14 protein-coding genes and 1 tRNA gene are annotated in these 17,437 nt (G+C 64.7%); 6 read left to right on the plus strand and 9 right to left on the minus strand.

Annotated elements, in window-relative coordinates:
- Nucleotides 1-40 precede the first annotated feature (40 nt).
- Nucleotides 41-2,035 (plus strand): RNA polymerase sigma factor RpoD, encoded by a 1,995-nt coding sequence (gene rpoD, locus ToN1_RS05160; protein ID WP_169205324.1) that lies wholly within the window; start codon nucleotides 41-43, stop codon nucleotides 2,033-2,035.
- A 57-nt stretch (nucleotides 2,036-2,092) separates the two neighbouring features.
- A tRNA-Ile gene (locus tag ToN1_RS05165) sits at nucleotides 2,093-2,171 on the plus strand.
- Between the two features lie 93 nt (nucleotides 2,172-2,264).
- On the opposite strand, the gene tssH is transcribed toward ToN1_RS05165, so the two are convergent.
- From tssH to ToN1_RS05210, 9 genes are read right to left on the minus strand one after another with little or no spacing between them, the layout of a single operon-like run.
- A complete protein-coding gene (gene tssH, locus ToN1_RS05170; RefSeq protein WP_169205323.1) occupies nucleotides 2,265-4,910 on the minus strand; it encodes a type VI secretion system ATPase TssH in 2,646 nt (881 codons plus the stop codon).
- A 30-nt stretch (nucleotides 4,911-4,940) separates the two neighbouring features.
- A complete protein-coding gene (tssG, locus tag ToN1_RS05175) occupies nucleotides 4,941-6,011 on the minus strand; it encodes a type VI secretion system baseplate subunit TssG (protein ID WP_169205322.1) in 1,071 nt (356 codons plus the stop codon).
- Nucleotides 5,975-7,807 carry a type VI secretion system baseplate subunit TssF gene (tssF, locus tag ToN1_RS05180; RefSeq protein ID WP_169205321.1) on the minus strand — a complete coding sequence of 611 codons (1,833 nt, stop codon included), beginning with the start codon at nucleotides 7,805-7,807 and terminating at the stop codon, nucleotides 5,975-5,977. Before tssF ends, tssG begins: the two co-directional genes overlap by 37 nt.
- 1 nt (nucleotide 7,808) lies before the next feature.
- Entirely contained in the window at nucleotides 7,809-8,288 is a 480-nt protein-coding gene (gene tssE / locus ToN1_RS05185; RefSeq protein ID WP_169205320.1) for a type VI secretion system baseplate subunit TssE, read from the minus strand.
- A gap of 52 nt (nucleotides 8,289-8,340) precedes the next feature.
- Nucleotides 8,341-8,877 carry an Hcp family type VI secretion system effector gene (locus ToN1_RS05190; RefSeq protein ID WP_169205319.1) on the minus strand — a complete coding sequence of 179 codons (537 nt, stop codon included), beginning with the start codon at nucleotides 8,875-8,877 and terminating at the stop codon, nucleotides 8,341-8,343.
- A gap of 30 nt (nucleotides 8,878-8,907) precedes the next feature.
- Entirely contained in the window at nucleotides 8,908-10,395 is a 1,488-nt protein-coding gene (gene tssC / locus ToN1_RS05195) for a type VI secretion system contractile sheath large subunit (RefSeq protein ID WP_169205318.1), read from the minus strand.
- Nucleotides 10,392-10,913 carry a type VI secretion system contractile sheath small subunit gene (gene tssB / locus ToN1_RS05200; protein WP_169205317.1) on the minus strand — a complete coding sequence of 174 codons (522 nt, stop codon included), beginning with the start codon at nucleotides 10,911-10,913 and terminating at the stop codon, nucleotides 10,392-10,394. Before tssB ends, tssC begins: the two co-directional genes overlap by 4 nt.
- A 53-nt stretch (nucleotides 10,914-10,966) precedes the next feature.
- Entirely contained in the window at nucleotides 10,967-11,623 is a 657-nt protein-coding gene (locus tag ToN1_RS05205) for a tetratricopeptide repeat protein (protein ID WP_169205316.1), read from the minus strand.
- 24 nt (nucleotides 11,624-11,647) lie between these two features.
- Nucleotides 11,648-11,821 (minus strand): hypothetical protein, encoded by a 174-nt coding sequence (locus ToN1_RS05210; RefSeq protein ID WP_169205315.1) that lies wholly within the window; start codon nucleotides 11,819-11,821, stop codon nucleotides 11,648-11,650.
- Between ToN1_RS05210 and tssJ the strand changes: the two genes are divergently transcribed.
- The 4 genes from tssJ to ToN1_RS05230 are packed head-to-tail and all read left to right on the plus strand — an operon-like array spanning nucleotide 11,820 to nucleotide 17,297.
- Entirely contained in the window at nucleotides 11,820-12,383 is a 564-nt protein-coding gene (gene tssJ / locus ToN1_RS05215) for a type VI secretion system lipoprotein TssJ (protein ID WP_169205314.1), read from the plus strand. The two genes, ToN1_RS05210 and tssJ, sit on opposite strands and share 2 nt — an antisense overlap.
- A gap of 20 nt (nucleotides 12,384-12,403) precedes the next feature.
- On the plus strand, nucleotides 12,404-13,747 hold the full coding sequence (tssK, locus tag ToN1_RS05220) for a type VI secretion system baseplate subunit TssK (protein WP_169205313.1): 1,344 nt from the start codon (nucleotides 12,404-12,406) through the stop codon (nucleotides 13,745-13,747).
- Complete coding sequence (icmH, locus tag ToN1_RS05225) at nucleotides 13,744-14,514, plus strand: type IVB secretion system protein IcmH/DotU (protein WP_169205312.1); 771 nt, start codon at nucleotides 13,744-13,746, stop codon at nucleotides 14,512-14,514. Before tssK ends, icmH begins: the two co-directional genes overlap by 4 nt.
- 5 nt (nucleotides 14,515-14,519) lie before the next feature.
- Complete coding sequence (locus ToN1_RS05230; RefSeq protein WP_244860967.1) at nucleotides 14,520-17,297, plus strand: type VI secretion system Vgr family protein; 2,778 nt, start codon at nucleotides 14,520-14,522, stop codon at nucleotides 17,295-17,297.
- Nucleotides 17,298-17,437: the final 140 nt, after the last annotated feature.

The following is a 17,437-nucleotide window of genomic DNA, read 5'->3' on the forward strand; positions in this document are numbered from 1 at the left end:
AGGTTACCCAATTCATCTTTCGCCCGATTCAAGGAGTGCCATGGCCCGCGAAAAAATCAAGGATTCGCGCAAGGATAGCCCCAAAGGACGAGCCTCCAAGGCCAAGGACAAGGCCGTTCTGATCGCCGACGGGCCGGAACTCGGGCCCATCGACGCCGAAATCCGCCGGACCCGCCTGAAGACCCTGATCACGCTCGGCAAGGAGCGCGGCTACCTGACCTATGCCGAGATCAGCGACCATCTTCCGGACGACGTCGCCGACGCCGAACAGATCGAAGGCATCATCGCGACCTTCAACAACATGGGCATCCGGGTCTTCGACGAAGCCCCGGCCGCGGAAGACCTGCTGATGTCCGACGCCGTGCCGAGCACGGTGGACGAAGACGTCGCGGAGGAAGAAGCGGAACAGGCGCTGTCCTCGGTCGACTCGGAATTCGGGCGCACCACCGATCCGGTGCGCATGTACATGCGCGAAATGGGCACCGTCGAGCTGCTCACCCGTGAAGGCGAAATCGAGATCGCCAAGCGCATCGAAGACGGCCTGCGCCACATGGTCCAGGCGATTTCTGCCTGCCCGACCACCATCGTCGAGATGCTCGAGCTCACCGACAAGGTCGCGAAGGACGAAATGCGCATCGACGAACTCGTCGACGGCCTGATCGATCCGAACGCCGCCTCGGCCGAAGAGGAAGCGGCCATGTCCGAGGCCGAGGTGGGCGACGAGGACGCCGAGGACGAGGAAGGCGCGGAGGACGCCGGCGATGACGACGACGAGAGCTCCGAGGAGAAGGAGGCCGCAGCCAACGCCGCGACACTCCTGCAACTGAAGAACGACGCGCTCGCGCGCTTCGCGGTCATTCGCGAACTCAATGAGCGCAAGATGTCCGCCCTCGCCGAACGCGGCTCGCAGGACACGGACTACCTTTCGCTGCAGCAACAGATTTCGGACGAGCTGCTCAACATCCGCTTCACCGCCAAGTCGATCGAACGCCTGTGCGACTCGGTGCGCCACATGGTCGAGCAGGTGCGCGGCCATGAGCGCCAGATCCTGCAGCTGTGCGTCGACCGCGCGGGCATGCCGCGCCAGCACTTCATCAAGGTCTTCCCCGGCAAGGAAGTCGACCTCGACTGGCTAAAGGACGAGATCGCGCTCGGCAAGAACTACGCCGAAGGCTTGATGCGGGTGCATCCCGCGGTGCTCGAGGAGCAGCAGAAGCTCATCGACCTGCAGACACGCATCGGCATCCCGCTCAAGGAGCTGAAGGACATCAATCGCCAGATGTCCACCGGCGAAGCCAAGATGCGCCGCGCCAAGCGTGAGATGACCGAGGCCAACCTGCGCCTCGTGATCTCCATCGCCAAGAAGTACACCAACCGCGGCCTGCAGTTCCTCGACCTGATCCAGGAAGGCAACATCGGCCTGATGAAGGCAGTGGACAAGTTCGAATACCGCCGCGGTTACAAGTTCTCGACCTATGCGACGTGGTGGATCCGCCAGGCCATCACGCGCTCCATCGCCGACCAGGCGCGCACGATCCGCATCCCGGTTCACATGATCGAAACGATCAACAAGATGAACCGCATCAGCCGGCAGATCCTGCAGGAAACCGGCCAGGAGCCGGATCCGGCGACGCTCGCCGAGAAGATGGAGATGCCCGAGGAGAAGATCCGCAAGATCATGAAGATCTCCAAGGAGCCGATCTCGATGGAAACGCCGATCGGCGACGACGACGACTCCCATCTGGGCGACTTCATCGAGGATCAAGCGACACTGGCCCCGGCCGATGCGGCGATGTACTCCAGCCTGCGCGACGCCACCAGCGAAGTGCTCGATTCGCTCACCGCACGGGAAGCGAAGGTGCTGCGCATGCGCTTCGGCATCGAGATGAACACCGACCACACCCTCGAGGAGGTCGGCAAGCAGTTCGACGTGACGCGCGAGCGCATCCGCCAGATCGAAGCCAAGGCGCTGCGCAAGCTGCGCCATCCGAGTCGCTCGGAGCGCCTGCGCAGCTTCCTCGACAGCGACGCCTGATAGCCCGCGCCCACTCCGGCGGGCGCGCAAGCACCGCCGGGGTAGCAATCAGCTAAAGGGCCTCTAGCTCATGCCTGGTTAGAGCAGCGGACTCATAATCCGTTGGTGCTGGGTTCGACTCCCAGGGGGCCCACCATATCGAAGGGGTTACATCGGACGATGTAACCCCTTCGTCTTTCCGGATAGGCCGCAGGCTCAGCGCAAGCGGCGCCGCGAATCGGCTCACCGATCAGCGGACCGTATAGCGGAACGCGCCGCGCTTGTCGGCGCTCACCTTGATCGCATTGATCGCAGTGCCCTCGACCATGCGGATGAGCGCAGTCTCCGCGATGTCGGGCAGCAGGCTGCCATTGAGGATGTGATCGACGTTGCGCGCCCCGGAATCGGTTTCGGTGCAGCGCTGCAGTACCGCATCGACGATCTTCTCGTCCCACTCGAAGCTCGCCTGGTGGTTGGCTGCCACCCGCTCGCCGATGCGGCGCAGTTTCAGCCGGATGATCTCGGCGAGCATTTCGTCGGAAATCGGGTAATACGGGATCACCTTCATGCGCCCCAGAAAGGCCGGCTTGAAGTTCTGGTACAGCACCTGACGTAGGGACTCCCCGAGTTCATCGGCAGAAGGTATCTCCTTCTTCACCTTGTTCAGGCAGGCATGCATGATCTGGCTCGAGCCGACGTTGCTGGTGAGGATGATGAGCGTATTGCGGAAGTCGACCTCCCTGCCCTCCGCATCATCGAGCACACCCTTGTCGAACACCTGGAAGAAGAGCTCGAGGACGTCCGGATGCGCCTTCTCCACCTCGTCCAGCAACACCACGCAATAGGGATTGCGCCGTACCGCCTCGGTCAGCACGCCCCCTTCACCGTAACCCACGTAGCCCGGCGGCGAGCCCTTCAGGCCCGAAACCGAATGCGCCTCCTGATACTCGCTCATGTTGAGTGTCACGAGCTTGCGCTCTCCACCGTAAAGGATGTCGGCGAGCGCGCAGGCAGTCTCGGTCTTTCCGACGCCCGAGGGGCCGACGAACAGGAACACTCCCTTGGGCTTGTCGGGATCCTCCAGGTTCGCGCGCGCGGTGCGAACGCGCTGCGCGATCGCATCCAGCGCATGGGACTGCCCGATCACGCGCTCCTCGAGCAGCGGTTTGAGCTGAAGCACCGTGGTAATCTCGTCCTTGACCATCCTCCCGAGCGGAATACCGGTCCACGCCGAGATGATTCCGGCGACGACGTTGCCATCGACCTCGAGCGGCACCATCGGATCCTCCCCCTGCATGGCCCTCAGCTCGTCGGAAAGCGCCTGCAAGGACCGCTCCGACACGTCCGCGGCGGACTCGCCACGGTGAGGCCCCCGCAGGGCGCCAATCTGTGCCACCAGCGCCTTTTCCCGCTCGTGACGCGCGCGCAGGTCCAGCAATTCCGCCTCCACGGACGCAATCTGCCGTCCGATGTCGTCCAGGCGCTTCGAATGCAGGGCACCGTCCTGCGCCTCGCGGTTCAGTGCCGCAGCCTCGGCGCGCAGGCGCGCGAGCAGCTTGTCCGCGTCGTCGACGCGGCCGGGCACGGAACTGTGTGACAGCGCCACCCGGGCGCACGCGGTGTCGAGCACGCTGATCGCCTTGTCCGGAAGCTGCCGGCCACTGACGTAGCGGTGCGACAGGCGCACGGCCTCGGTCACCGCCTCGTCCAACACACGCACGCCGAAGTGCCGCTCCATCAGGGGCACGATGCCCCGCAGCATTGCCGATGCGACGTCTTCGGAAGGCTCCTCGACCTTCACGACCTGAAAACGGCGCGCCAGCGCCGCATCCTTTTCGAAGTATTTCTTGAACTCCGCCCAGGTCGTCGCCGCGACGGTACGCAACTCGCCGCGCGCAAGCGCCGGCTTGAGGAGATTCGCCGCATCGTTCTGCCCGGCCTGCCCGCCGGCACCGATGATCGTGTGGGCCTCGTCGATGAAGAGCACGATGGGCACCGGGCTCGAACGCACCTCGTCGATGACGCCGCGCAGCCGGTTCTCGAACTCGCCTTTGACGCTCGCACCGGCCTGCAGCAACCCCATGTCGAGCACATGCAGCTCGATGCCCTGCAGCGCCTCGGGAACATCGCCGGCGGCAATGCGTTGCGCCAGCCCCTCGACCACAGCGGTCTTGCCCACCCCAGCCTCGCCCGTCAGGATGGGGTTGTTCTGCCGGCGCCGCATCAGGATGTCGATTACCTGTCGGATCTCGGCGTCGCGCCCGATCACCGGATCAAGCCTTCCTTCGCGTGCGCTGCGGGTGAGATTGGTCGTGTAGCGCTCCAGCGCAGGGTTTTCGCGCTGACCGTCGACGATCGACGCCTCCCTGCCCTCTCCTATGGTCGGGTCGGCGCGCGGCCCCGCTCCGGCGACCTCGCGCGATTCCTCCGACTCCGCCGTGACTTCATCAAAACTGTGCTTGAGGTCATCCACACGCACGCGACCGAACTGTGCCGAAGCACGCAGGGCGAGCTGTGCCAGCCCGGGCTCGGTCAACATCCCCAGCAGGAGGTGCCCGGAGCGGATGCGCGGCAAACACCCATCGAGCGATGCGATCAGCCAGCCCTGCTCCATGAGAAGCTGCAGCCGTGGCGAGAACACCGGCGTCCTGTCGTTGCCGCTGCGCAAGCGGCCGACCTCGCGCTCGAGATCCCGCTGGACGGCCGGGATCCCGACGCCGCTTCGCGCAAGGACAACCGCGAAGTCGCTCGCCGGCTGCTCGCACAGCGCAAGCAATACGTGCTCAAGGTCAACTTCATGATGGCCGCGCGCCATGCACAGGTTGGCGGCACGCTCGACAGAGCCGCGACAAATCGTGTTGAGCTTGCAGATCAGGGTCTTGAGAGATGTACTCATGGGAGCGGAGACAGGATGGGAAAGTGTTGCTCAATGGAGGGCGCCAGGCGAATAGACTGCATCGTCCCGGTCGCGGCTGGACAGGCGCGAGGCAAGGAAGGCATCGCACCCGAGACGCGGGGTCATGGCGGCCCCGAGCGCCGCAGGACGGACATCCGCGGCACGCAGGCAGGGCCGGACTTCATATTCAAACTGGTGCCCGGTCGCCAGTTGCAGCAACTTTGCGAGAGCAGCTGCCGATTCGCCGCCGGGAAGGAATGCGTAGTAATCGGCTCCGGCAAGCGGACCCACGTGGATCTTTACCCTCAGGTTGCGCTGCCACACCCGTTCGCCCGACAGGGCGGTACGCCCGAGCAGGGCATTGCATCCACCGAGCGTGGTGCGCTGATCGTCGGGCAGTGCATACCACGCTCCGACGAACTGCTCGACGCGAACCGGTACGCGGAAATGCCCGGAAAGAATGCGTTCAAGCGCCCGAGCCGACAATGGCCGCTGCGACAGAAGCGTCGCCACACGGGCAATCGCCTCGTCCTCTATCCGCCCCGGGCCGTCGCGCATCCGCTCGCGCAGGGCATCGAAACCCAGCCCTGCCACCGCCAGCACCAATGGCAGGAAGCGGTTGCGGCGATCGCTCTCGTACTGCAGCGGCAGACGGTATTTTTTCCATGCGAGGTAGAACTGCGCGACTGCACGGTTGGCGAAGATATCGAGCAGGGCACGCGCTGCGCGGTCGCGGTGTATGCGCTCGCGCTCGGAGATGCGCTCAGTGTAGTGGGCGGGCAAGGCGCCATGCACGCCGAGCAGCCCGATTGCGTAAGGCGTGATCTCGACCGTGCGCCAGCGCCGCGGGCCGTCGTTGCCGTCGCCGTCGTCCGGCCACGCATCGAGGGCTTCGATCTCGGCGGGGGCGAACCCCTGGTGCAGAGTGTTGCGGAAGCGGATACGCTCCGACAGCACATCGGCGCCGTGCCGGCGCCCGGAGTCCTCGCCGCGGAACAGGCCATCGAGCAGACGTACGGCCTGAAAAAACTCAAACCGGTACGGCGCCTCGACGAGCTGCTCGATCACGCCAGGATCGAATCGCCCGAGCGCGGCTCGCATCGAACGAGCTCCTCCCCTGTCCTGACCGATACGAGCACGAGCTGAACGAAGCTGTTCAACTGCACATAGAGACCGAGGAAACGGTCGATGACCCGCGCGAACACATCGAGACCGGCGCCAACGAAACTGTCCTCGTCGACCGCCAGGCGCACCTCGATCCCCCGCACGAAACTTGCGAAGGGACGCCCGGCCATCCAGCAGGTCTTCTCCCGCTGCTCGATGCCCCGGATCCCGTCGATCTGGCGTCGCGACACCGCAGTACGGCGCACGTCATATAGTCCGAGCATCTCCTTGAAGGCGGCGAGGCCGTTACCGGTCAGGGAAAGGTGATTCAGCGACAGGTGAGAGATCAGGCGCCACAGTCCGTCACGTTCATGACTGAAGCGGCACGACGGCGTCGGCACGCGCAAGAGCCGGATCGTTCGCACCGCGCCTCCACCTTCCAGATGGAGGTCGCCGCGTTCGAGGCCGATTGCGAGCCGCGCCGGAAGTTCACGGTTGGTGCATGTGAGCGATACGCTCAGGATGTCGGTGCCGGGCTGGAGCGGTTCGAAACCGGCATCGACGATCGTCAGCGCAGTCTCGTAGCCGGGACTGCGCTCGGCCACGCGCGCGTCGCGCTGAGCGTGCCAGTAATGGCCATCCCGATCGGGCGATTCGCCGTGGCGCAGGGAAAAGAATGGGCGATATTCGGTCTGCGCCTCGCCATCCGGCCTGCGGCTCACGCAACTGACCGCGTCGATCGAATAGATCTCGTAGGCATGTGCCTGCCGTCCGTCCGCGACCACGGGATAAGTCGACGTGCGCCCAGTGAGGCGGATCGGATCGCCGGGCCGCTGGAACAGGTTGACCACCGGCACGCAACCCAGCTTGAGAGAAGCGCCGCTTAATCCGGCAAGAAGCCGGGCGATTTCTCCGTCCGGCCGCACGTCCTTGAGTGCGAAATGGACACGGATCGCCCCTCCACCGCAGGCAGCGCCCGGCAGTCGGGTTAGAAGCAGATCGAAAAAGTTGTACTTCTCGGGAAAGGCGAAGTACTCCGTCAGGTGACGGTAGGCATCATGGGCGTTGTCCGGAAAATCGACGAGCGCCTCATCGGCCGCCAGACCGACTTCCCCGACCACCGGCCCCTCGACCTCATGCCAGGTACCGCTCGCGTCTTCCACCCATGTCCGCAAGACGCGCAGGAATAGCGCATCGCGCAGCGCGGCTGCGACCGACGGTTCAGCGTCGATGTACAGGCGCACCCGTTCGACGCCCCCCAGTGCGCCACCGCCCCCCTGAACGGTCAGCCGCAGCGACAGCATCCCCGAGACGCCTAGCGGTGCGCGCACGGCTGCAGGAATGTGTGCGACCGGCTGAAAGCGGAGCTCCTCGATGCGCAGTGGCAACAGTTCCACCCGCCATGCGGTGCGGAACCGGCAGGAGACGCCATTCACCGCCCGCGACCGCAGTTCCGTCCCGCGCGGCAACGCCGGGGGGCGGGACAGTTGCGATTCTCCGCCCCCGCCGTCGAAATGTGCAATCGAACAGGCCGGGAAGGGTCGCAGGTAATGCGGATACAGGACCTGCAGCAGGGCCTCGGTAAATAGCGGATACGAGTCCTCGAGTTTCCGCGATATACGGGCCGACAGCAGCGCGAACGATTCGATCATCCGCTCGACATGCGGATCGTCGCATCCCTCGCCGTTCAGCAGCAGCCGGGCGGCGATCTTCGGATAGCGTTCGGCAAACTCGCGGGAATTGCCGCGCAGGAACGCGAGCTCGCGTTCGTAATAGGGAAGCAGGTCTTCCATTTTAATTCTGGCCGCTGCGTGGAGCCTGGCGATTCACCGAATAGAGAAGGGTCGTCGGCTGCAACAAGGCGTCGAAATTGACCGGTTCGCGGGCAGGACGGACGACGAGCAGGGCCTTGATCGAAAAATACAGCGCATTGACCGAGCGGCGATCAAGCTCGATCCGGACTTCGACATCCCGCAACCGCGGCTCGTGACGGGCGATCGCCGTCTCGATCGACTGGCAGATGGCCGCGCGATCACGCGGATTGTTCAGGCTCATGGCCGCGAAATCCCTCAGCCCGTACGTGAGCGGCGATCTGGCCGCTTCGGGGTGGTACAGGGCCAGAGATTCATCCACGGTCGTGCGCGCATTGAGAAGGGCTTCAAGATCTCGGGCAACCGAGTCCTTCAGCTGCTCGAGCGACAGCACGGGCCGGGCGGGGCCGGCAGGGCTGTCGTCGAACAGCTTGTCGAAGAAGGTGGGTTCGAACCCTTTCATGATGACGGCGCAGCCCGGGCAGCCCCCGGGCCGCCCGCACGTTCCTGACGGTTCAGGTGAGGCTTGGAGCGTTCTTCGCGAGGTTCCAGGCGCCCTGGATGTTCACCTTGCCCGACTTGTTGCCGTCGATATTGAGCTCATCGTAGGTCCACTTCACCGCCGAATACTTCAGCGCGAAGGTTTCGGTCGGAATGCCCTCGCTCGACACCGACGGCGACACCGAAGAAATCAGCACGTTCTTGAGTTCCACCTTCAGGTACTGGTGCCGGTTCTGCGTGCCGCTCGGATTACCGGTCGTGTTCTTGCCGCCGAACGCACGGTAGAAGTAGACGATGGCATCGTTGATGATGAGCCCGGAGGAGCAGGCCTGGTAAAGCTTGGGGCTGGCTCCGTCGATATCCTTCACGAAGATCATCTCGCCGTGTTCGCAGCGCTCGGCCGTGTGCCCGCCGGCGCTGGACGCGGTGGCGGATTTCGGCTGGCGGATGGTGTGCGACCACGAGTACACCTCGACCTGGTCCTTGTGCTTGGTGTCGCGCGAGTCGCCCTTGAGGTCGCTACCCTTGAATTCGATATAGATATCCTTCATTGCCTTCAGATCCTTGAATGAGCCGAACAATCAGGCCTTGCCGGACTGCGGCAGTTCGGCGACCAGCCGCAGCGAAACGGAGAGCTCGTCGAGCTGGAAATGGGGACGGATGAACGAGACCGCGCGATAGACACCGGGGCGCCCGGGCACTTCATCGACCTCGATGGAGGCTTCGCGCAGGGGAAACTGCGCCTTGGTTTCCTGCGACGCCGTGTCGTCGGCAGTGACGTACTGGTCTATCCACCGCTGCAGGTACATCTCGACGTTGGCGGCACTGGCGAAGCTGCCAATCTTGTCGCGCATCATCGCCTTCATGTAATGCGCGATGCGGCACACGGCAAAGATGTACTGCAACTGCGCCGAGAGCGAGGCGTTGGCGTTGCCCGCATCCGTGTCGTAACGGCGGGCCTTCTGCGTCGATTGCGCACCGAAGAACGCCGCATAGTCGGTATTCTTGCAGTGGACGAGCGGGATGAAGCCAAGATCGCTGAGTTCCTTCTCCCGCCGGTCGGTGATCGCGACCTCCGTCGGGCACTTCAGCGCCACCTCGCCTTCACCGGTGCGGAAGGTGTGCGCCGGCAGATCCTCGACCAGCCCGCCCCCCTCCACGCCGCGGATCGCCGCGCACCACCCATGATTTTCGAAAGCATTGGTGAGACGCGCCCCAAAGGCATAGGCGGCGTTGCACCACAGGTACTTCGAGTGATCGGCGCCGTCGACGTCCTCGACGAAGTTGAATCCCTCGGTCGTGGTTCCGTCGATCGGGTTATACGGCAGGCGGCCGAGGAAACGCGGCAGCGTGAGACCAACGTAGCGTGCATCCTCCGAGTCGCGATAGGATTTCCACTTCGCGTACTCCACGGTGTCAAACACCTTTGACAGGTCCCGCGGCCGGCTCAGCTCGACGTAGGACTCGAGACCGAACAGCTCGGGCGAGGCCGCGGTGATGAAAGGCGCGTGTGCCGCAGCGGCAACGTGCGACATCTGTTCGAGCAGGTAGAGGTCTTCCGGCTGGCGCGTCATCTCGTACTGGCCAAGCAGGACACCGAAGGGCGAGCCGCCGAAGGTACCGAACTCCTCCTCGTACACCTTCCGGAAGAGCGCGCTCTGATCGAACTCGATCGCGGTCTTGAAATCCTTGACGAGATCGCGCTTGGTCGCGTTCATCATCTTGATTTTCAGCTGGGTGCCGGTCGAGGTCTGGCGGCAGAGGTAATGCAGGCCGGTCCAGGCACTCTCCAGCGCCTGGAACTGGACGGCATGCATCACCTCGCTGAGCTGGGCCGAGATGAGCCGGTCCAGGTCGGCCAGCCTGGCGTCGAGCGACGCCGAGAGGTTCTCGGACACGACGACCTCGCCGTCGAGGACCTGCCTGGCCAACTCGCCGATGATGTCGCGCGCATGGCTGCGCTCCGATTCCGAGCGGGCGACGCGGCTCTCCTCGATGATGCGCTCCAGGAGCGGGAGCTCGCTCCCGACCACATCCGGATTGGCAGACGACTGCGGCATCGCGCTCATCGTTCGCCCCCCGCATCACCGGAGGGGGCCGCGGCACCGATGGAGCGCAGCTTCTCGGTGTTGCCGAGCACGTCGCTCAGCAGGTCATCGAGTTTCTCGTTTCCCGCGAGCTTGTTGCGAAGTTCCGCGAGCCTCGCACGTGCTTCCAGCAATTTGCGCAGCGGCTCGACCTGGCGCGCGACCGACTCGGGGCGAAAATCCTCGAAACTGCGGAAGGTGAGATCCACGGCAAGCTCGCCGCCTTGCTCGGACAGACGGTTCTTGACACGAAATGCGGCACGCGGGGCGAGCGCGTCCATCACGTCGTCGAAATTGTCGCCGTCGATCCCGACGAACTTCCGGTCGCGCAGTTTTGCCTCGCCGCCTTCGCTTTGCCCGGCAAAGTCCCCGAGTACCCCCACCACGAAGGGCAGCTCCTTCTGCTCGACGGCGTCACCCTTTTCCACGTCGTAGGTAAGCTGCACACGCGGCGGCCTGACCTTCTGCAGACGCTTCTGAATACTTTCCTTCCTGGACACAATAGCCTCCTGGCAAGTCACCGGCGCACCGTGCGCCGCACCGTCCGCGCCTCTTACTTCAGCGCACCGAACGGCCCGGAACCGTTTGCTGCAGTCGCTGCCGGCCCCTGCCCGGCGCTGGCTGCGGGCAAGGTCTTTTTCACGCGCGCCTTCGGCTTGGCCTTCGCCTTCTGCTTCAGATTCCTCTCGCGTTCCTCCTCCAGCCGGCGCGCCTCGAGCTCTTCGGGCGAGGGCGGGGGAATGAGCACCGACTCGCCCAGCGATTCGCGCATGACCTTGGCCAGCGCAACCGCATCGCCGCGTGCAGAACCCGTCATCTCGGTGTCGTTGCGCAGATCGGCCAGGGATTCGGTCGCCACGCGCAGTCCGCTCACGGCACGCACGCTCTTGGCCACGCGATCTGCAGGATCGCGCTGCAGCACCTCTCCCGCCGCGACGATCGCTTCGCCGTACTTGCCTCCGTCGAACTGAATCCGCGCGATGCGCACCCACGGTTCCTTCGACTCCGGACCGAGTTCGGCCGCCTTCGACAGCAACCCCACCGCCTCGTCCCGCTTGCTCTCCCCAAGCAGCTGATCGACCTGCGCAGTGGTCGTCTTCAGGTACTGGGAGTAGTCGTCCTGGGACATTTTCTGCGGCGTCGATGCGCAGCCCGTCACAAGCACAGCCATCGCCAGAACCACTGCCTTTCCTCGAATTCCGATCTTCATTGCCAACCCCGAATCAATGATTTGTCATACCGACATTGCGCCGAAAAGCCCGGCATAGTACATTTGCATCGAAACAAAATGCAATCTTTTGGCATTCTTTTTTATGCTATATGCGTCTTCGACGCCGCCAGACAGCGAATCCACGCGATTCTTGAGCCCACCCATACGTACCGCACTGATCGCTACGGTGCTTTCCATGGCGGCCGGCTGCTCGACCGTGTCGGCGCTACAACTCGCGGGAACCGTGGCGGGCGTTGCATTGGAAGCAGCCGGACTGAAGAAGGCCGACGAACGGCCCGCCGCCGAGGCGGCACATCCGCTCGCCATGACCCTAGCGACCGGCCCTGCGACCAACGCCACGCGGAAGGGTGACGCGCTCGCACTCGTCGTGCGCATCTACCAGTTGCGCAGCAACACGGCCTTCGCCCGCCTCACCTATGCACAGGCCAGCACGCCCGAAGCCGAGCGCGACATGCTTCAGGATGATCTGGTGACGGTGCGCGAGCTGACCTTGCTGCCGGGCAAGGTCTACCGGTTCGAGGAGCAGGTACCCGAGCACGTGAAGGTCATTGGCGTCACGGCACAGTTCCACCGCCCTGCCGCAAATCGCTGGAAACTGGCCTTCGATCGCGAGGCTTCGCAGGAGACCGGCATCGCGGTCGCCTTCCACGCCTGCGCAATGACGACCGGCACCGGCGAACTCGCCCAACCCGCAACAGCAGCCTCCGCCCGTTCGCTGTCGGGCGTCCGCTGTACCTGACCAAGGAAGCGCACAACACCGTGACACCCCCCAAGATCCTTTGGGGCGAAGGACTCTTCCTTCGCCCGCAGCACTTTCAGCAGCAGGATGCGCGTCACGAGACGGGTATCCGCAGGGCCATGCTCACCGCGGAACCGTTCGCCTGGGGCGTGCGCGCGCTCGAACTGGATCGTGACGCGCTGGCGAATGGGTCCTTGCGCATCGACCGACTCGACGTGGTCCTGCCCGACGGAGATATCTATCTAGCACCGGGCGAAGACCGCCTGCCGCCGCCTCTTGCACTGGATCAGCTCGACTGGGGTGCAGGACAGGTCGATCTCCACTTGGCGCTCCACCACCTGCGCGACTTCGGCAACAACTACGACGCGGGCGAAAGCAATCCAGGCGGCTGCCGGTATGTCCTCGATACCTGCCAAGTGCCCGACCTGTTCACCGACGCGATCGAGGCGGAGATCGGCGTGCTGCGCAAGCAGGCGCGCCTGATCGCAGGCACACAGGCACCCGATCAATACCTGACGCTTCCACTCGTTCGCCTTCGCAAGACCACCACCAACGGTTACGAGATCGACCCGGGTTTCATCGCGCCGAGCCTGCGCGTGGACGGCTCCCCTGCCCTGCACCTGATGCTGCGGCGCCTGCTCGATTCACTCCAGGCAAAGGTCGATGCCCTGTACGGCTTCCACCGTGAGCCGTCGAAGAACGTCATCGAGTTCCGCTCCGGCGACATCGCATCCTTCTGGCTGCTGCATACTGCGAGCAGCGCCTTCGCGGCACTCGCGCACATCCACAGGAATCCGTCGCTCCATCCCGAGCGTCTGTACCAGGAGCTGCTGCGCCTCGCGGGCGGGCTGATGACCTTCTCGAAGACGCACACGCTTGCCGACCTGCCCGCCTACGAGCATGCACGGCCTTCCTCATGCTTCGCGAAGATCGACGGGATACTGCGCAATCTGCTGGAGACCGTGATCTCGACGCGCTATTTCGCGATCAGCCTCGACGAGCAGAAACCGTCGTTCCATCTGGGTCGCGTCGATTCGGACAAGATCACGCAGGACACCCGCTTCTTCCTCGCCGTATCCGCAACGCTGCCTCTGTCGGAGATCATCGAGTCGGTGCCCGCACGCTTCAAGGCCGGCGCGCCCGACGACGTCGACAAGCTGGTGCTGTCCGCCATGGGGGGCGTGCCGCTTACGCATTGCGCCCAGGTTCCACCCGCCATCCCGGTGCGCCCAGGGGCCTGCTACTTCAGCCTCGACCCCCACGGCCCGCTGTACGAACGCATGCTCAAGGCTCGCAGCATCACGATATACACGCCCGCCGGCTACCCCGAACTCAAGCTCGAGCTCATTGCAGTCAACTCATGAACGCGAATCCGTCGATCTTTGCCGAGATTGCACCCCTGTCGGGGCCGCACTCGACTTCCGCCACCAGGACCACGCTTGCAGACCTGTTGTACGAAGGGTTCTACATGGTGTTCCTGCTCAAGAACAACAAGACGCCCCGCGATGCCCGGGAATTTTCCGACAGCGTCACGGCCTTCCTCGGGGATTTCGAGCGCCAGGCAAGGAAACAGGGCTTCGCACCCGAGGATATCTTCGATGCGAAGTACGCCTTCTGCGCAACCGTCGACGAGGCGATCCTGTCCTCGCGCCTTTCCATCCGCGACGACTGGGAACGCCGTCCGCTGCAGCTGAGTCTTTTCGGCGACCAGCTCGCAGGCGAATACTTCTTCGACAAGCTCGGCGCGGCTCGCGACGCCGGTGCGCGGCGGATACAGGCCCTGGAAGTGTTTCACATGTGCCTGCTCCTCGGCTTCCGCGGCAAGTACCTGCTCGAAGGCCCCGAGAAGCTCGCTTACCTGACGGCCCGCCTCGGCGAGCAGATCGCCCACATTAAGGGCCGCAAGGCGAGTTTCGCCCCCCACGGCGCCCGCCCCGACAGCATCGTGCATGAACTGCGGCGCAGCCTCCCCGCGTGGGTCACCGTCGCGGTGGTGGCACTGAGCGCGCTGGTCGCGTACACGGGTATCCGCGCCCACCTTGCCCACGAAACGCAGGAGACACTCGCCGAATATCGCGACATCATCAAGCTTGCCGCGAAGCGTCCCCACATCACCATCACACTGCCCTGAACGCGATGCAAGGCACCGTCTCAGAGGCATTCCTGTCCCAGGATTCGCGGCTCGTCGAGATCCACTCGGCGGTACCGGCGCCGCTGCTCGTCGAAAGCATTTCGGGGCGCGAAGCCGTCAATGAATTGTTCCGCTTCGATGTTGACTGCATCGCGACGAATGCCCATCTCCCCCCGTCCGGCCTCCTCGGCACTCAGTTCGCGCTGCGCTTGCGCCTCGCCGATGGGAGCCTGCGGACCTGGCACGGCAACTGTACCCACTCGGCACCACTCGGAAGCGACGGCGGGCTCGCGCGCTACCGCTTGAAGCTCGAACCCTGGGTCGCGCTGCTCGCCCTGGGACGACGCAGCCGTGTGTATCAGGATCTCGACCTGCGCGGCCTGTGCGACGCCTTGTTCGAGGGCTACAGGATGCACGCGAACTGGCGTTTCGACGTCACCCGGACGCTGCGCCGGCGCAGTCTATGCATCCAGCACCGCGAGAGCGATCTCGACTTTCTCCTGCGACTGCTCGCGGAAGAAGGCATCTCCTTCCGCTTCGAACATGAGCAGACCGCACAGAACGACACTGCTGCGGAACGCGCACGGCACTGCATGGTCCTCTTCGACCATCGTGCTGCACCAGGATCGACACTTCAGGATCGCATCCGCTTCCACCGTGCAGACGCCACCGAGAGCGACGACACCATCCAGTGCCTGGCGGAGGTGCACTGCGTCGGCGTCAATGCCGTCAGCCGCAACTCCTGGGATTACCGCGCACTGGTCGCAACGGCCGCACAAGCCCGCAACAGCATCGACCACACGGACCTCCCCCCGCTCGAAGACCATGAGGGCAGCGGTGCCTACCGCTTCGATACAGAGAGTGCGGCAGCGGAGCACGCCGATATCGCCCTTGCCGGGCATGAGGCCCGCTACCGGCGCCTGAGCGGACTTGGCAGCGTGCGTGGCCTGACCGCAGGCAGCCATTTCGTGCTGGAAGGCCATGAGCAGTTCGCCGGCGACAACGCCAACTTTGCCGTCCTCAGCGTCGAGCATCGGGCAGCGAACAATTTCGGCAGCGGCGCCGCGGCACTCCTGCGCGCCAATGGCATCGAGCGCGGCAGCTACCGCAACGCATTCGTCCTGCAGCCCGCAGCGGCCCCCGTGCTGCCGCTGCCGCGCAGAAAACCGGCGGCACACCCCGAAACCGCGCTCGTGGTCGGTGAGGCAGGCGCCGCCCTGACCACGGATCGCGACCACCGCGTCCGGATCCAATTCCACTGGCAGCGTGGCGAACGGCCCAACCCGGGCGGTCTAGCGGTCGCTGGACCCGGAGACGAACACGCTCCGGGCGACGAGCGCAGCAGCACCTGGGTGCGCGTGGCCGAATGGCTGTCCGGCCCCGACTGGGGAAGCCACTTCCTGCCGCGGCGCGGCACCGAAGTCCTGGTCGATTTCGTCGACGGCGACATCGATCGCCCGCTCGTCGTCGGACAACTCCATGGCGGAACCGACCTGCCGCCCTTCAGCGCCGGGGAAGCGAGCGCTGCCAATCACCCCGGCGTCATCTCGGGCTGGAATAGCGACACGCATGCAGGTGCGGGACAGGACGTCAATCAGTGGCTCGTCGACGACACTCCCGGACAGTTACGTACCCGGCTCGCCAGCAGTCACACGACATCGCAGTTGTCGCTCGGCCATCTGGTCGAACAGGGGCCGCGCACCCCCGCGCGCGGCCCCTGGCGCGGCGCCGGCCTCGAGTTGCGCAGCGACGGTTGGCTGGCCCTGCGCGCAGGCGATGGCATGCTGATCTCCTCCACCGTCCGCCCGAATGGCGCATCGACGCAGATGGACGTCGCCGAAGCGGTCGACCAGCTGCGGGGCGCCGAACACACCGCGCAAGCCCTTTCAGACGCGGCAGCGGCGCAATCGGCGTGCCCGCTGGTCGCCAACAAGAACCAGAGCGCCTTCATCGACGCCATCGACGCGGCACGCGAGGGACACTACGCCGGCACGGTCGGCGGCCAGGACGTCGCCAAGGCCCGCCCCGGCAGCAGCGAACCGGACGCCCCCGCCGAACGTTTCTCGCGACCGTTCATCGTCACCGAGGGGCCGGACGACATCGGCCTGTCCACTCCGGCAAGCGCCTTGCTGTTTGCCGGCGGCCACCTGCACGCCACCACCCAGAAGGATCTTCACGTATCAGCCGCACATACCTTCAGCGCCGCGGTCGGCGAAGGGGCGAGCTGGTTCAGCCACGCCGGCGGCATCAAGAGTATCGCTGCGGCCGGAAGCCAGACGATCCAGGCGCACACCGACGCGATGGAAATCCTCGCTGACCAGTCGGTAAGCATCACCAGCTCGAACGACGAGATCCATGTCCTCGCCAAGGAGCGCATCGTGCTGCAGGCGGGCCAGAGTTCGGTCGCGCTCGAAGGCGCCGACATCATTTTCGCCTGTCCGGGGACGTTTTCGGTGAAGGGAGCGGGGCATGCATTCGAGGGGCCGGCGAAGGAGCAGGCCAAGCTTCCGCACCTGCCTTCAGGTCAGGCTGAGATGCAGAACTGGATCGAGATCAGTCACCTCGACGCGGAAGGAACCGCCTTCGCCGGTCAAGGGTACAGGATCATCTTCGACGGAAATCAGGTCATCGAGGGAAAACTCGACGGCAATGGATTCGCCCGGCATGAAGGCGTCCCGCGCAACGCCCCGCGCGTCGAATACGAACAACGCACGCCACTCGCGGAAAAGCCTTGGACTCCGCTTCAGGATCTGGTCGGGGCGGCTCGAAGCAGGATGGGCTGACACAAAGATGTGGGAAGAACTTGAAGACGCCCTCGCGTGGTATGCCGCCGCGCCCGACCGCTGGATGCAGAGCTCCCGGCAGGATCTTGCTGCGGCGGCCTAGTGGATCTGGGTTGTAATCCAGGGCGACTTCGCCGAAG

This window comes from Aromatoleum petrolei (genome assembly GCF_017894385.1).
Classification (GTDB): domain Bacteria; phylum Pseudomonadota; class Gammaproteobacteria; order Burkholderiales; family Rhodocyclaceae; genus Aromatoleum; species Aromatoleum petrolei.

Excerpts from the sequence above, each read along its gene's own strand:
- rpoD (WP_169205324.1), top strand. The coding sequence starts at position 41 with ATGGCCCGCGAAAAAATCAAGGATTCGCGCAAGGATAGCCCCAAAGGA.
- tssH (WP_169205323.1), bottom strand. The coding sequence starts at position 4,910 with ATGAGTACATCTCTCAAGACCCTGATCTGCAAGCTCAACACGATTTGT.
- tssG (WP_169205322.1), bottom strand. The coding sequence starts at position 6,011 with ATGCGAGCCGCGCTCGGGCGATTCGATCCTGGCGTGATCGAGCAGCTC.
- tssF (WP_169205321.1), bottom strand. The coding sequence starts at position 7,807 with ATGGAAGACCTGCTTCCCTATTACGAACGCGAGCTCGCGTTCCTGCGC.
- tssE (WP_169205320.1), bottom strand. The coding sequence starts at position 8,288 with ATGAAAGGGTTCGAACCCACCTTCTTCGACAAGCTGTTCGACGACAGC.
- ToN1_RS05190 (WP_169205319.1), bottom strand. The coding sequence starts at position 8,877 with ATGAAGGATATCTATATCGAATTCAAGGGTAGCGACCTCAAGGGCGAC.
- tssC (WP_169205318.1), bottom strand. The coding sequence starts at position 10,395 with ATGAGCGCGATGCCGCAGTCGTCTGCCAATCCGGATGTGGTCGGGAGC.
- ToN1_RS05205 (WP_169205316.1), bottom strand. The coding sequence starts at position 11,623 with ATGAAGATCGGAATTCGAGGAAAGGCAGTGGTTCTGGCGATGGCTGTG.
- tssJ (WP_169205314.1), top strand. The coding sequence starts at position 11,820 with ATGGCGGCCGGCTGCTCGACCGTGTCGGCGCTACAACTCGCGGGAACC.
- ToN1_RS05210 (WP_169205315.1), bottom strand. The coding sequence starts at position 11,821 with ATGGAAAGCACCGTAGCGATCAGTGCGGTACGTATGGGTGGGCTCAAG.
- icmH (WP_169205312.1), top strand. The coding sequence starts at position 13,744 with ATGAACGCGAATCCGTCGATCTTTGCCGAGATTGCACCCCTGTCGGGG.
- ToN1_RS05230 (WP_244860967.1), top strand. The coding sequence starts at position 14,520 with ATGCAAGGCACCGTCTCAGAGGCATTCCTGTCCCAGGATTCGCGGCTC.